The following is a 14,270-nucleotide window of genomic DNA, read 5'->3' as shown; positions in this document are numbered from 1 at the left end:
GGGGTCGTCCACCCGTCGGTGGAGATCAACTCAGGGATGTCTACACCCTGCCCTCCACCCCCCACCGGGTGAGAAAGTGGCCCGCAGCAACTGGTTGCAGGGGGAAGGGATCTCGGTGGGTACGGGCGAGGGCGGGGGCCACGGCGCTCCCGGCACGACGGGACCGCGCGGCACGGTCGTCGCCGCGCTGATGCTGTCCATGGCGCTGGCCGCCCTGGACTCCACGATCGTGTCGACCGCGGTGCCGCAGATCGTCGGCGACCTCGGCGGCTTCTCCGTCTTCTCCTGGCTCTTCTCCGGCTATCTGCTCGCCGTCACCGTCAGCCTGCCCGTCTACGGCAAGCTCTCCGACACCTTCGGCCGCAAGCCCGTGCTCATCGCGGGCAGCGTCCTCTTCCTCATCGGCTCGGCGCTGTGCGCGGGCGCCTGGGACATGGCCTCGCTCATCGCCTTCCGCATCGTCCAGGGCCTGGGCGGCGGCGCCATCCAGGGCACCGTGCAGACCCTCGCCGCCGACCTGTACCCCCTCAGGGAACGCCCGAGGATCCAGGCGAAGCTGTCGACCGTGTGGGCCACCTCGTCGGTCGCGGGCCCGGCGATCGGCGGGCTGCTCGCCTCGTACGCCGACTGGCGCTGGATCTTCCTCATCAACCTGCCCGTCGGCGCGCTCGCCCTCTGGCTGATCGTGCGCCACCTGCACGAGCCGAGCCGCACCACGAAGCCGCTCGGCCGCGTCGACTGGCCCGGCGCGCTCGCCGTCTTCGCCTGCGGCGGCGCGCTGCTCACCGCGCTGGTCCAGGGCGGCGTCGCCTGGGACTGGCTCTCCGCGCCGTCCCTCGCGCTGCTGGCCACCGGGCTCGCCCTGACGGCCGTCGTCGTGCTCGTCGAGCGGCGGGCCGCGGAGCCGATCATCCCCGGCTGGGTCTGGCAGCGGCGCACCATCGCCGCCGTCAACCTCGCCCTCGGCGCGCTCGGCCTGCTGATGGTCGCGCCGACGGTGTTCCTGCCGACGTACGCCCAGTCGGTGCTGCAACTGGCCCCCATCGCGGCCGGGTTCGTGCTCTCCACGATGACGCTGAGCTGGCCGGTCAGCGCGGCGCTCAGCCAGCACGTCTACCGGCGGATCGGCTTCCGCAACACCGCGGTGCTCGGCACATCGGCGGCCGCCCTGCTCCTGTTCGCCTTCCCGCTGCTCCCCTACCCCGGCAGCGCCTGGCAGCCCGCCCTGCTCATGCTGCTGCTCGGCGCGGCGCTCGGGCTGGTCCAGCTGCCGCTGATCGTCGGCGTCCAGTCCACGGTCGGCTGGGCCGAGCGCGGCACGGCCACCGCGTCCGTCCTCTTCTGCCGGCAGATCGGCCAGACCGTGGGCGCCGCCCTCTTCGGCGCGGTCGCCAACGGCGTGCTCGCGCACCGCCTGGGCGGGGCGGGTTCGCTGGACTCGGTGGCCCGTTCGCTGGACGAACCGGCGTCCGTGGCCGACCCGGAGCGGCTGCGGCGCGCGGTCGACGCGGCCGTCGACTGGGTGTACGTGGGGGCGGGCTGCGCGGCCGTGGCGGCCCTCGCGGTGCTGCTGCTCGTGGCGCCGCGGCGCTTCCCCGTACTCCAGGACGGACAACAGCCATCCCAGCAGGAACGGCTGTCACCCACGCAACAGTCCGACTGAGTGGTTTGTCGAAAACCCCACACACCACCCCTACTTACAAGTAACGTCTCGGCTCCCCTCGCTCCCTGCGGTCCGCACCACCGGACCGGAAGCCGCGCAAGGAGAACCGGGATGACCCACCCTCCCCAGGAGCCCCACCTCACCTACCCCTGGCAGCCGCAGCCCCCGCCGCCCGTCCCCACGCCCCGCCCGCCCCGCCACCCGGCCCCCGGCCGCCACAGCGACCTGCGCAAACTGCGCGTCGCCTACCGCCGGCAGCGCCGCGTCGCCACCCTCACCGCCCTCGGCTACTTCACCCTCTTCCTCGCCCTGTCCGCCCTCGCGCCCACCCTGATGACCGGCACCGTCACCGGCGGCCTGAGCACCGGCCTGCTGCTCGGCCTGTGCCAGCTCCCCGTCACCTGCCTCGCCCTGGTCCTGTACGAGCGCACGGCGCGCCGCCGCCTGGACCCGCTGGCCGAACGGCTGCGCAAACAGGCCGAGTTGGCCGACGCGCGCGCGGACGGGAGCCGCCCGTGAGCGAGGACGCGCAGACGATGTCCCTGGTGGCCTTCACCGCCGTGGCCACCCTCACCCTGCTGCTGTGCGTCCTGGCCGTGCCCGACCGGGACGACCTCGACGGCTTCTACACCGGCTTCGGCGCGCTCTCCCCGATGCGCAACGGCCTGGCCATCGCGGGCGACTACATCTCGGCCGCCACCGTCCTCGGCACCGGCGGCGTGATCGCCCTGCTCGGGTACGACGGCGTGGTCCTCGCCCTGAGCACGGCCCTGTCCCTGACGCTGCTGATGTTCCTGCTGGCCGAACCCCTGCGCAACGCGGGCCGGTTCACCATGGGCGACGTCCTGGCGCGCCGCATGCCGGGCCGCGCCGTGCGGATCGCCGTGTGCGCCGCGACCCTGGCCGCGCTGCTCCCGCTGATGCTGGTCCAACTGGCGGGCGCGGGCGACCTGCTGGCCTTCGTCCTCGGCTTCTCCGGCGAGGGCCTGAAGACCGGCTGCATCGTCGCCCTCGGCGCCCTGATGATCAGCTACGCGGCGCTCGGCGGCATGAAGGGCACCGCCCTCATCCAGATCCTGAAGATCGTGACGCTGCTCGGCTCGGGCGTCGTGGTCGCCGCCCTGATCCTGCGCCGCTTCGACTGGGACGTGGGCGCCCTGCTCGCGGCGGCGGAGCGCGGCAGCGGGGCGGGCCCGGCCTTCCTCCGCTCCGGGCTGCAGTTCGCGGACAGCCCCTACCCCCGCCTCGACATGATCAGTTCGGAGCTGACGGTGGTCCTCGGCGGCGCGGCGCTCCCGCACGTCACGATGCGGATGTACACGGCGCGCAACGCCCGCGAGATACGGCGCTCCATGTCCTGGGCGGTCTCCTCGGTGTCCCTGTTCGTGCTGGTGATCACCGTGGTGGGGTTCGGCGCGACCGCGCTGGTCGGCAGCGCGGAGATCGCGAAGGAGGACCCCCAGGGCAACACGGCGTATCTGCTCGGCTCCCGCGCGGCCTTCGGCGTCCACACCTCGGCCGCCGAGACACTGCTGTTCACGACGGTCACCACGGCGCTGTTCCTGACGCTGCTCGCGTCGGTGGCGGGGATGATCCTCGCCTGCGCCAACTCCCTCGCGCACGACGTCTTCGCGCACGGCCGCCGCACACCCTCGCCGCGCCGCGAGATGGTGCTGGCCCGCGCCTCCGCGCTGGCCATAGGGGTGCCGGCGATCCTGCTCGCGGTCCTGGTCAAGGACCACAACCTCCAGCCCCTGGCCACCCTCTCCTTCTGCCTGGGCGCCTCCGCCCTCGCGCCCGCCCTGGTCTACGGCCTCTTCTGGCGCCGCTACACACAGGCGGGCCTGCTCTGCACCCTGCTCGGCGGGACGCTCGGCGCGACGGTCCTGATGACCGGCACGAACCTCGTCTCCGGCAGCCCCGGCGCGGCCTTCCCGCACCACGACTTCACGTGGTTCCCGTTCACCACGACGGGCCTCGCCTCGATCCCGCTGGGCTTCCTCCTCGGCTGGCTCGGCACCCGCCTGTCCCACCCCGGCCGGGCCGAGGAACAGCGCAGACGGTACGAGGCGGTGGAGGGGGCGATCCTGGCGGGCGCGGTACGGCGGAGCCGATGACCGCGCCGGACCGCGGCACCGCTACGGCGTCTCCTCCGCGGGCGCCCGGCCGGTCAGCGCGGCGAGGCTGCTGCGCACGTGGTCCATGTGCGCCCGCACCTCGTCCCACTGCTCGCCGTGCTCGCGCAGCACCCGCTCGGTCTCGCGGACCACCCGCTCCTCGCTCACCACGGCCGCCGCGACCAGCTCCGCGCCGCGCGCCTCTGCGTCCTCCTGGCGATGCCGCGCGGACTCCTCCGCCTCGGCGAAGGCCCGCTTGGCCTCGGAGAGCCGCGCCTCGGCGGCGGCCACCCGCTCCGCGTCCCGCGCGTCCGAGGCCGCCTCGCGCTCGGCCGCCTCCCGCTCGGCGGCCTCCCACCGCTCGGTCTGCTCCTTCTCCTGGTCGGCGAGCAGCCCCTCGCACCGCTGCCGCATCTCGCGCAGCGCGGCGAGCGCCTCGCCGCGCCACTCCTTCACGTCGTGCCGGGCGGCGACCCGCGCCTCGTCCGCCGTGCTCCGGTCGGCCAGCAGCCGCAGCCGCGCCCACTCCTCGGCGTCGGCGCCGACCCGCTCGGCGTGGGCGCGCGCGGCGTCCCGCGCCTGGCCCGCGTCGGCCTCGGCGGTCTCGGCCAGGCGCTGCGCCTCGGCCCGCGCCGCCTCGCCCAGGGCGGCCGCCTCCTCCTCGCCGAGCGCCAGGATCTGCCGGGCGCGCCCGCCGAGCGTCTCGTACGTCTGGGGGGCGAGCCGCGCGACCGCGTCCCGCAGGTGCTCCGCCTCCACCTCCATGTCCTTGGCGAGGACCGTCAGCCGGGCGGCGCGCTCCCACGCCGCGTCCCGGTCCCGGGAAAGGCCGTCGGCGTACGCCTCCACCTGCGCGGGACGGTAGCCGCGCCCGCGCACGGTGACGAAGCCGTGCGACGACGGTGCACCGCTGCTGCTCATCCTTTGGATCCCCTCTCCGACGTACCACGCGCGTACAAGCACGATTGGCGCACATCTTGATGGATCAAGCGGAAGTGCTCATAACGCGACACTCCGCCCACCCCACCCGGTCAAGGATGCGTCAATTGGCGCCAGAAGTCGGAATCGGAGGGCCGTGTCATCGGCCACCGGGCCCGCACGACGAAGGCGCCCGGCCCGTTCCCGGACCGGACGCCTTCGCCCTGCGCGTCATCCCGTACGCGGCCGCGCACGGCAGGCGGCTACAGCAGGCCGTCCCACATCTGCTCCAGGAGCACCGACCACCAGCTCTCCGGCGAGGCCAGCGCGGCCCCGTCCAGGGCGGCCAGCTGACTCTGGAAGTCGACGGTCCAGCGGCCCGCCTGCTCCTGGTTGAGCCCGAAGCGCAGCCGCCACATGCGGCCGAGCAGCGCCATGCAGCGCGCGAACTCGGGCAGCCCGGTGTTCACGAACTGCGGCGGCACCGGCGCACCGCCCGGACCGGCCTCCACCGGGACGGCCACGATGTTCGCCGTGCCGTACTGGACACAGAGCGCGCGGCCGAAGTCACTGCCCATGACCAGGTACGAGCCCGCGTCGGACGCCGGCTGCACCCCGCGCTCCTGCGCCAGCTCGGCCAGCGTCGGCACCGGACGTCCCGGCTGGGCCTGCGCCCAGAAGAACGGCCCGAAGTCGACGGGCAGGCCCGCCACCACGAGGGTGTGCGCCACGATGTCCGGCACGCCCTGCCGGGACACCGCGCGCTGGTCGAAGCGGAAGACGCCGGGGCCGAAGGCCGCGGCCAGCTCCTGCGCGATGCCCTCCGGCGGGATGGCCGGGGCGGGCGCCATCTGCTGGAGCGGGGCGCGCACCGGGGCCGGGCGGGCCGGGCCGTCCGCGACCTGGTGCAACTCGCCCTGGTGCGCGAGCAGTTGCTGCATGCCGCCCTGGCGGGACGCGTGGTCCCTGCCGTACGGGGCGATGGACGTGATCCGCGCCTGCGGCCAGGTCTCGCGGATCATCCGGGCGCAGTACGCGCCGGGCAGCTCGCAGGACTCCAGCTCGGTGTGGAGTTCGAGCACCTGCTGCGGCGGCACGTTCATGCCGCGCAGCTCGTGCAGGATCTGCCACTCCGGGTGCGGGGTGCCGGGCGCCGAGCGGCGGATGAGCTGCTGCTCGGAGCCGTCGGCCGCGCGGTAGCGCAGCACGGCCTGGTAGCCGGGGCCGACGGTGGGCTGGCCGGTGGGCGGCTGCGGATAGCCGTACGGCTGACCGCCGGGGGCGCCGGGGGCCACGGGCTGCCCCGGCGCGGGCGGCGGGGGCATGCCGGGCGCGCCGGGACCGCCGACGGCGGGACCGGCCAGCATCGTCGCGGCGTGGTGGACGCCGCCGCCGGGGGGCGGCGGAGTGCCGGGGGCGCCCGCGCCAGGAGCACCGGGGGCACCGGGCGCGCTCGGAGGCTTCAGCCCGCCGCCCAGGCTCGGGTCGGCCAGCATCGTGGCGGCGTGGTGGACACCACCGGGAGGCGTACCGGGAGCACCGGGCGGACCCGGAGGCTGCGGGGCACCGGGAGCGCCGGGCGCTCCAGGAGGACCGGGCGGCTGGGGCGCGCCCGGAGCGCCGGGGGCACCCGGAGGCTTCAGCCCGCCGCCCAGGCTCGGGTCGGCGAACATCGTCGCGGCGTGGTGCACACCACCGGGAGGCGTACCGGGAGCACCGGGCGGACCCGGAGGCTGCGGGGCACCAGGAGCGCCGGGCGGCTGCGGCGCGCCGGGAGCCGCCGGCGCCGCGGCGGGCGGCTTCGGCCCGTCGGGGCCGAGCGAGGAGACGAGCTGCGTCGGTACGTACCCACCGGCGGGCGTACCGGGCGCGCCGGGCCCCGAGGGCGGCGGCGTGCTCCCGGCGGGCGGGGGCGGAGCGGGCGAACCGGCGGGCGGCTGCGGCGCGTTGGAGCCGGGGGCACCGGCCGCGCCGGGGCCCTGCGGATAGCCGTACGCGGAAGCGTCGGCCGCACCCGGCGGGGGCGGCGTCGGCGAACCGGTCGGCGGCTGCGGCGCGTCGGGGCCCTGCGGATAGCCGTACGCGGAAGCGTCGGCCGCACCCGGCGGGGGCGGCGTCGGCGAACCGGTCGGCGGCTGCGGGGCGTTGGGGCCCTGCGGATAGCCGTACGCGGAAGCGTCGGCCGCACCCGGCGGAGGCGGCGTCGGCGAACCGACCGGCGGCTGCGGGGCGTTCGGCGGCGGGCCGGTGGGGGCCACGGGCGCCTCGGGGGCGTCCTGGCCCTTCAGGGCCGGGGCGATCGCCGTCGCCGGGAGTTGGCTGCCGCCGTGCATCAGGGCCGTCTTGGCCTCCGGCGCCACACCCGGCGGCGGGGTGTCGCCCTCGTCCAGCGACAGCGGCGGCGCGAAGACCGTGGCGGGCAGCGCGACCGAGTGGTCCTCGCCCTCGTCCTCGGCGTTGGTGTCCGTACCGGCCCACGGCGTCGCCCCCGCGGGCACGCCCGGCGAGGTCACCGGCAGGCTGTCGTCACGGGCGGGCTCGTCGTCCCCGCCAGGGGCCGCGGGCCACGGCGTGCCGCCGCCCGGCGCGCCGGGAGCCGGGCTCCCCGCGTCGGACGGAACGGCGTCGGACGGCGCGGCAGCGGCGGCAGCGGCCGGAGCGACCGGCTCCGCGTCCGCACCCGCACCCGCACCGGAGCCGGCGTCACCCGACGCCGAAGCCCCCGACCTGCGGTCCGGGATGCCCATCTTGTCCGCCGCTTCCTGGAGCCACTCCGGCGGGCTCAACAGGAACGACGTCTGATTCAGGTCGACCCGCTCGGGCGGCGGCGGCGCGGCGTCCCGCGGCGCGTCCGGCACGCCGTACTCCTCCTCGTACCGCCGGATCACCTCGCCCACGGCGAGCGCCGGCCACAGCGTCGCCTCACCGCTGTCGCGCGCGATGACGAGCCGCTGGCCGCCGCCGTCCGACACCGGACCGTTCTCCCGGTCCTCGGCCCAGACGACGAACCCCAGGTCGAACTCCCGGACCCGCACCTCACGGTGCTGATAGCCCGGCACATCGCCGTTGATCCATTCCTCGGCGCGCTCCTGCGCCTGCGCGAACGTCACCATCGCGTCGTCACTCCCCACCCGAGGACACGGGGACGGCCTGCGCGAAGCCGCCGTCCACCATCAGGTTCGCCACGGTCTCCAGCTCCGGCGGATTGCCCGCGAGCCGGGACAGGAAGGCGTCAAAGTCGTCGCCGCACGGCAGCAGCAGCCGCCGCACCCGCTCGTCCGGCGGCCACGCGGCCGCCTCCGAGACGTCCCGCACGTCGTCGTACGCGCAGAACCACACCGAACCGATCCGGTCACCCTTGACCTTCACGGCCAGCAGACCGCCCTGCACGAAACCGACCCCCAGATAGTCCTTGGTCAGGTGGTCGCGCAGGCACTTGTTGACGTACACCAGGTCATTGACCGCCGCCTCGTCCCGCACCGTGAAGAACGGCTGGTCCACCAGCAGCCCCAGCTCCGCGTCGAGCGCGGCACCGACCGGCGCACAGCCGCCCGCCGCCTTCAGGAAGGTGCGATAGGCACCGGGCAGGCGGTAGCCCAGGTCCTCCTCCACACCCTGGACCTGCTGCTCGGTCACCGCGACCGACGTCTTCGGCAGACCGAAGTGCGCGGGGCGCGTCTCCTGCAACGGACGCGTCCCCCTCTTGTCCTGTTCCACGGACGTCGTCGCGATCCCGCCGTGGTGCCGCAGCAGGGCCTTCACCTCGACCGGGACCAGCTCCAGACGACGGCTGTTCGGCACGTGGTGCCAGGTCCAGCCGTGCGGCGTCGCCACCGCGGGAATCGTGTCCCACAGCTCGTGGCCCGCCGCCGCCAGCGCCGCGTTCGCCGACACGTAGTCCGTCAGACGCAGCTCGTCGACGCCGAAGCCCTCCGGCGGCTCGGCGATCTCGGCAGCGGCACGCGCGTAGGCGGAGAAGTCCGGATAGCCGTGCCCGTCCACGCGCACCCCTCTGGGATGGCGGGCGGCACGGACCGGGTCCGGGAAGTGCACGACCTGCCCGGCGTAGGCCGCGTTCGGCGGCGCGGACTGCTGCCCCAGCCGACCTGTCGTCATGGCGGTTGCCCCCTGCGGCACTGTGGAAGGTTCTGGTTCTGGCGACACAGCCTATGCGCAAGGACGACACCGGTCATCGGGCCTCCGGTTCCATGACCAGCAGCCACCGGCCGGTCACCGTGCGGCGAAACCCGGCGGAAAGCCACGCGTGTCGGAGTGCCCCAGCTTCCGCACCACCCGCCCCATTTGGCAGGCTGTACCGCGCAACGCGGGGGCGTGGCAGACGCGGTGACGACCGCGGGCAGGGGGAGGGAAGACCAGGATGCAGACGGCACAGAGCGGCATGTCCGGCCATACGTTGTCCACGACCAGGACGAACGACGGCACCACGGCACCGGCCGCGGGAGACCCCCGCGTCGGCTGGAGCGCCACCGCCGCCCAGGCACCCGTGCTGCGCCAGCGCCGCGACGGCATCCTGCCGACCGTCGCCGCCGCCCTCTCCGTACGCGGCCAGACGACCCTCACCTGCACCCCGGGCCGCGGCGAGGAACCACCCGCCCTCCACCCGCTGGTCCAGGACTTCCTCGACGCCCTCACCAGCGGCCAGCGCGAGCGCTTCACCGGCCGCTGCGCCGAGGCCATCCTCGTCTCGCGCCACCTGACGGCCGCCGACGCCAGCCGCTCCAAACGCGCCTCGCGCAAGCCCATGACCAACGGAGAGGCCCGCAAGGCCCTGCGGCACGCCAAGCTCACCACCCGCCGCATCCGCGAGGACGGCGACCCCCTGCACGGCTCCTTCGCGCAGCCCTGCCGCTCCTGCACCGCCCTCACGGCGCACTTCGGCGTACGGGTCGTGGACCCGACGACCACCGACTCCTGACCGTCGCCCGTCCCCGACGACCGTCCGCACGACCGAACGAGGGCCACCCCACATGCACGCCGACCACTCCGCGACCGCCGCACCCGCCGCGGGCGGCAGCACCCGCTTCCCCGTCCCCGTCGACGCCGCCCTGCGCGCCGCCGGCTGGCGGGCCGGGCGCTGGGACATCAAACAGGCCGAGATCTGGGCCGACGCGCTGCGCGGCCACACCTCGCCCGCCGGACACCGGCACACCGTCTTCCCCGCGGCCGTCGAGGCCTGGGCCGAGTTCGGCGGACTGCAGATCGTGCCGCAGGGCCCCGGCCGCCAGATAGCCCCGGCCACCGTCCACCTCGACCCCATGTACGGCCTGCACCTGGCCCGCACCCTCGGCGACCTCGGCCGCGCCCTGGACACCGAGGTGTGCCCCATCGGCGAGGAGACGGAGACACAGGCGCTGCTCGCGATCGACGCGGAAGGCCGCGTCTACAGCCTCGACCACAGCGGCGACTGGTTCCTGGGCGCCCACATCGACCAGGCCCTGAGCACGCTCGTCACGGGCGCCCAGCCGATCCGCCTGACGGCGGGCTGAGCACGGACGGCCCGCTGAGCACTGACGGCGGGCCCGGGGACGTAACCGGAAGGGCTAGCCGGCCGCGACCGCCGCCGCGGGCAGCACCGCCGACACCCGGAAACCGCCGCCGTCCGTCGGCCCCGACACGAACACCCCGCCGAGCGCGGTGACCCGCTCCTTCATGCCCACCAGGCCGTTGCCCCCGCTGGGCAGCCGGGCCGCGCCCGCGCCGTCGGGCTCCGGCGGCGATTCGTTCTCCACCTGCATCGCGATCTCGGCCCCGCGGTGCGCGAGCCGCACATACGTCTTCGCGCCCGCCGCGTGCTTGTGGACGTTGGTCAGCGCCTCCTGCACCACGCGGTACGCGGTCTGCTCGACATCGGCGGCATAGTCGCGCGGCTCGCCCTCCACCGACAGGTCGACCGCCATGCCCGCGGCACGGGACTGCCCCACCAGCTCGTCCAGCTCGGCGAGGGAGGGGCCCTCCTCGTCCACCGCACGCGAGGCGGCCGCCGCCGCGGCGTACCCCACGGCGGCCAGCGGGACCGGCTCGGCGGGCTTCGCGCCCTTCGTGCCGTCGCCCGTGCGCAGCACACCGAGCATCTCGCGCAGCTCGGTCAGGGCCTGGCGGCCCATGTCACCGACCAGCGCGGCGTTCTTGACGGCCTTCTCGGGGTCCTTCCTCGCCACGGCCTGCAGGGCGGCCGCGTGCACCACCATCAGGCTCACCCGGTGCGCGACGACGTCGTGCATCTCGCGGGCGATACGGGTCCGCTCCTCGTTCCTCGCCCACTCGGCGCGCTCCTCGGCGCGCTCGGCGAGCAACTGGAGCTCCCGCTCCAGGCTGTCCGCGCGCTCCCGCATGCCCTCCATCAGACGGCGGCGCGTGCCCACGTACAGCCCGAGGAGCACCGGCGGCGCGGTCACGCCGACCGCGGCGGCCACGGCGAAGAAGGGGATGAACTCGCTGCCGACCGGCGGCTGCGCGCCGCCCTCCGACAGGTCCTGGCTGGCCCGCACCATCGCGACGATCAGGGTGCCGGCCATCGACATGCCGGCGAGGGTGGCGATGATGCGGCGCGGCAGCTCGGAGGCGGCCAGGGTGTAGAGGCCGACGACCGTCAGCAGGACGCCCATCTGGGCGGGCGTGATGGCGATCGATATCAGGACGACGGCGATCGGCCAGCGCCGCCTGAAGAGCAGCGAGGCGCCCGCGAGCACGCCGAAGCCGACCCCCACCGGCGTCGGCAGTCCCGCGTCGTGCGCGAAGGCGACGCCCTCGGCCCCGCACTCCAGCGCGGACAGGGCGGCGAGCCCCGCGTCGAGCGCGGCCCCGCGCCACCGGTCCCACCACCACGGCCCGGTCATGGGCGTGGTGCGCTCGTCCCCCGTCGTGGTCATGCCTTCCAGCGTACGGGCGTTGCGCCCCGGTTTTCCGGTGAGTTTCCGGGCCGCCGTCCCCGCACACGCGCCGTTCGAAGGAATACGAAACCTGCCGGTATCCCTCGAACTGTTGATCTCACCAAGATTCCGCCCCGGAAGCCCGCATTCCGGACGACGTTGTCCACATGACGGAGATCACGCCCGCCACGGGCGGCACGGGCAAGTACGGAGACTTCGAGGGGCTGCGGGAGAAGGCGGTGGCGTTACGCGGGGCGGGGCCGAGCCGCAGGGAGCGGGCACGGGAGCTGCGGCTCCAGGGATTCACCTACGACCGGATCCAGGTGGAGCTGGGCTGCTCGAAGAGTTCGGTCTCGCTGTGGGTGCGGGATCTGCCGAGGCCGGCGCGACGAGACCCGTCGGAGCAGGCGAAGCTGGCGGCGCACAAGCGGTGGGAGTGCGAGTCGGCGGCACGGGACGAGGAACGACAGCGCACGAAGGAGACCGCACGTCAGGCCGTCGGCAGCCTGTCGGACCGCGAGCTGTTCCTCGTGGGGGTCGGCCTCTACTGGTCCGAGGGCAGCAAGGACAAGCCGTACGCCAGGCGGGAGAACGTCACCTTCGTCAACAGCGACCCCGGGATGATCCAGGTCTTCCTCGCCTGGCTGGCAATGCTCGGCGTGGAACGGGAACGCCTGCGCTTCTGCGTCATGATCCACGAGAGCGCCGACGTGGCCGGCGCGGAGCGCTACTGGGCCGCCCTGGTCGGCGCCGACTCCACGGCCTTCTACAAGACGACGCTCAAGAGGCACAACCCGAAGACCGTCCGCAAGAACGTGAGCGACGCCTACCGCGGCTGCCTGATGGTCAAAGTGCGCCAGAGCGCCGACTTGTACCGTCGCATTGAAGGCGCCTGGTGCGGCATAGTGTTGTCCGCATGCCGTGCCGATCAGCAGAATCGGACATGACAGGCGAACCATCCCGGGTCGTCTAATGGCAGGACAAATGGTTTTGGTCCATTGAATGAGGGTTCGATTCCTTCCCCGGGAGCCGCACGGATCGGGTCCTGACCTACAAGGTCGGGACCCGCCCCCATTTCCGCCCCCCTACGCCCCGGTATCCTGCGGATGTCCACCCCCAGCATCCGAAGCCGAAGGGCATCCCCGTGAGCGCCAACCTTCCCCAAGCAGTCGGCTCCGCTCCTGCGGGGGAGACCCCGCTGGCGGCCGTCGTCGTCCTCGCAGCGGGTGAGGGCACCCGTATGAAGTCGGACCTCCCCAAGGTCCTGCACGAACTCTGCGGCCGCTCCCTCATCGGGCACGTGCTCCACGCCGCGTCCGCGCTCACGCCCGAGCAGCTCGTCACCGTCGTCGGCTACCAGAGCGACCAGGTCAAGGACCACCTGCGCACCATCGCCCCGGAGGTCCGCACCGCCTACCAGGCCGAGCAGAACGGCACGGGACACGCCGTCCGCATCGGCCTGGAGGAGCTCGGCGGCACCGTCGAAGGCACCGTCGTGGTCGTCTGCGGCGACACCCCGCTCCTGACCGGCGCCACGCTCCAGAAGCTCGCCGCCACGCACGGCGGCGACGGCAACGCCGTGACCGTGCTGACCGCCGAGGTCCCCGACGCCACGGGCTACGGCCGCATCGTGCGCGACAGCGCGAACGGCGCCGTCACCGCGATCGTCGAGCACAAGGACGCCACCGAGGCCCAGCGCGCGATCCGCGAGATCAACTCCGGCGTCTTCGCCTTCGACGGCCGGCTCCTCGCCGAGGCGCTCGGCAAGGTCCGCACCGACAACAGCCAGGGCGAGGAGTACCTCACCGACGTCCTCGGGATCCTGCGCGAGGCCGGGCACCGCGTCGGCGCCGCCGTCGCCGACGACCACGAGGAGATCGCGGGCATCAACAACCGCGTCCAGCTGGCCGAGGCTCGCCGCACGCTGAACGACCGGCTGCTGACCGCGGCCATGCTCGCCGGCGTCACCGTCGTCGACCCCGCCTCCACCTGGGTCGACGCCACGGTCACCTTCGACCGCGACGCGATCGTGCACCCGGGCACCCAGTTGCAGGGCACCACCCACCTGGCCAAGGGCGCCGAGGTCGGCCCCAACACCCGCCTGACGGACACCGCGGTGGGCGAGGGCGCCCGCGTCGACAACACCGTCGCCAACAGCGCCGAGATCGGGGCCGGGGCGAGCGTCGGGCCGTTCGCGTACCTGCGGCCGGGCACCCGGCTCGGTGTGAAGGCCAAGGCGGGTACGTACGTGGAGATGAAGAACGCGACGATCGGCGACGGCTCGAAGGTGCCGCACCTGTCGTACGTGGGCGACGCGACCATCGGCGACCACTCCAACATCGGTGCCGCGAGCGTCTTCGTGAACTACGACGGTCAGGCCAAGCACCACACGACGGTGGGTTCCCACTGCCGTACCGGTTCGGACAACATGTTTGTGGCTCCTGTCACGGTCGGGGACGGTGCGTACACCGCCGCCGGGTCCGTGATCACGAAGGACGTGCCGGCCGGTTCACTGGCCGTCGCCCGGGGCCAGCAGCGGAATATCGAGGGCTGGGTGGCCCGTAAGCGTCCGGGGAGCGCGGCCGCGAAGGCGGCCGAGGCGGCGTCCCGGGAGACGGACAGCGGAAGCTGACCGGAAACAGGTGCGCCTGACACGGCGTACCGTGATAGGTGCACACATCG

Annotated in this window: 11 protein-coding genes and 1 tRNA gene; 8 read left to right on the top strand and 4 right to left on the bottom strand. The window is 74.1% G+C overall.

Going from position 1 to position 14,270, the window contains the following annotated elements; genetic code table 11:
• The first annotated feature begins 115 nt into the window (after positions 1–115).
• The 3 genes from AB0L89_RS19860 (at position 116) to AB0L89_RS19850 (ending at position 3,780) form a co-directional block, all read left to right on the top strand.
• Entirely contained in the window at positions 116–1,663 is a 1,548-nt protein-coding gene (locus tag AB0L89_RS19860) for an MDR family MFS transporter (protein ID WP_365142704.1), read from the top strand.
• Between the two features lie 111 nt (positions 1,664–1,774).
• Positions 1,775–2,182, top strand: a complete 408-nt coding sequence (locus AB0L89_RS19855; protein WP_365142474.1) for a DUF485 domain-containing protein — start codon at positions 1,775–1,777, stop codon at positions 2,180–2,182.
• 17 nt (positions 2,183–2,199) lie between these two features.
• Positions 2,200–3,780: a cation acetate symporter gene (locus AB0L89_RS19850; protein ID WP_365142702.1), complete on the top strand. Its 1,581-nt coding sequence runs from the start codon at positions 2,200–2,202 to the stop codon at positions 3,778–3,780.
• Between the two features lie 21 nt (positions 3,781–3,801).
• On the opposite strand, the gene AB0L89_RS19845 is transcribed toward AB0L89_RS19850, so the two are convergent.
• From AB0L89_RS19845 to AB0L89_RS19835, 3 genes are all read right to left on the bottom strand, one after another.
• Positions 3,802–4,701 carry a cellulose-binding protein gene (locus AB0L89_RS19845; protein WP_365142472.1) on the bottom strand — a complete coding sequence of 300 codons (900 nt, stop codon included), beginning with the start codon at positions 4,699–4,701 and terminating at the stop codon, positions 3,802–3,804.
• 260 nt (positions 4,702–4,961) lie between these two features.
• Positions 4,962–7,811, bottom strand: coding sequence for an SUKH-4 family immunity protein (locus AB0L89_RS19840; RefSeq protein ID WP_365142471.1), 2,850 nt, complete (start codon positions 7,809–7,811; stop codon positions 4,962–4,964).
• Positions 7,812–7,818: 7 nt separating this feature from the next.
• Positions 7,819–8,814 (bottom strand): SMI1/KNR4 family protein, encoded by a 996-nt coding sequence (locus tag AB0L89_RS19835; protein ID WP_365142469.1) that lies wholly within the window; start codon positions 8,812–8,814, stop codon positions 7,819–7,821.
• 283 nt (positions 8,815–9,097) lie between these two features.
• Between AB0L89_RS19835 and AB0L89_RS19830 the strand changes: the two genes are divergently transcribed.
• A complete protein-coding gene (locus tag AB0L89_RS19830; protein ID WP_365142700.1) occupies positions 9,098–9,634 on the top strand; it encodes a YwqJ-related putative deaminase in 537 nt (178 codons plus the stop codon).
• A gap of 52 nt (positions 9,635–9,686) precedes the next feature.
• Positions 9,687–10,205 carry an SUKH-3 domain-containing protein gene (locus AB0L89_RS19825; RefSeq protein WP_365142468.1) on the top strand — a complete coding sequence of 173 codons (519 nt, stop codon included), beginning with the start codon at positions 9,687–9,689 and terminating at the stop codon, positions 10,203–10,205.
• A 54-nt stretch (positions 10,206–10,259) separates the two neighbouring features.
• Here the strand turns inward: AB0L89_RS19825 and AB0L89_RS19820 are convergent, their stop codons facing one another.
• Positions 10,260–11,588 carry a histidine kinase gene (locus AB0L89_RS19820; RefSeq protein WP_365142466.1) on the bottom strand — a complete coding sequence of 443 codons (1,329 nt, stop codon included), beginning with the start codon at positions 11,586–11,588 and terminating at the stop codon, positions 10,260–10,262.
• A gap of 167 nt (positions 11,589–11,755) precedes the next feature.
• Here AB0L89_RS19820 and AB0L89_RS19815 point away from each other — a divergent pair, with 167 nt between their 5' ends.
• The 3 genes from AB0L89_RS19815 (at position 11,756) to glmU (ending at position 14,220) form a co-directional block, all read left to right on the top strand.
• Complete coding sequence (locus AB0L89_RS19815) at positions 11,756–12,535, top strand: hypothetical protein (RefSeq protein ID WP_365142464.1); 780 nt, start codon at positions 11,756–11,758, stop codon at positions 12,533–12,535.
• A gap of 11 nt (positions 12,536–12,546) precedes the next feature.
• A tRNA-Gln gene (locus AB0L89_RS19810) sits at positions 12,547–12,617 on the top strand.
• Positions 12,618–12,786: 169 nt separating this feature from the next.
• Positions 12,787–14,220, top strand: coding sequence for a bifunctional UDP-N-acetylglucosamine diphosphorylase/glucosamine-1-phosphate N-acetyltransferase GlmU (gene glmU, locus AB0L89_RS19805; RefSeq protein ID WP_365142698.1), 1,434 nt, complete (start codon positions 12,787–12,789; stop codon positions 14,218–14,220).
• The last annotated feature ends 50 nt before the right edge of the window (positions 14,221–14,270 follow it).

It is taken from the genome of Streptomyces sp. NPDC052114 (assembly GCF_040680155.1).
Lineage (GTDB): Bacteria > Actinomycetota > Actinomycetes > Streptomycetales > Streptomycetaceae > Streptomyces.
The sequence above is the reverse complement of the archived record's forward strand: the minus strand, read 5'-3'. Positions and strand labels throughout refer to the sequence as shown.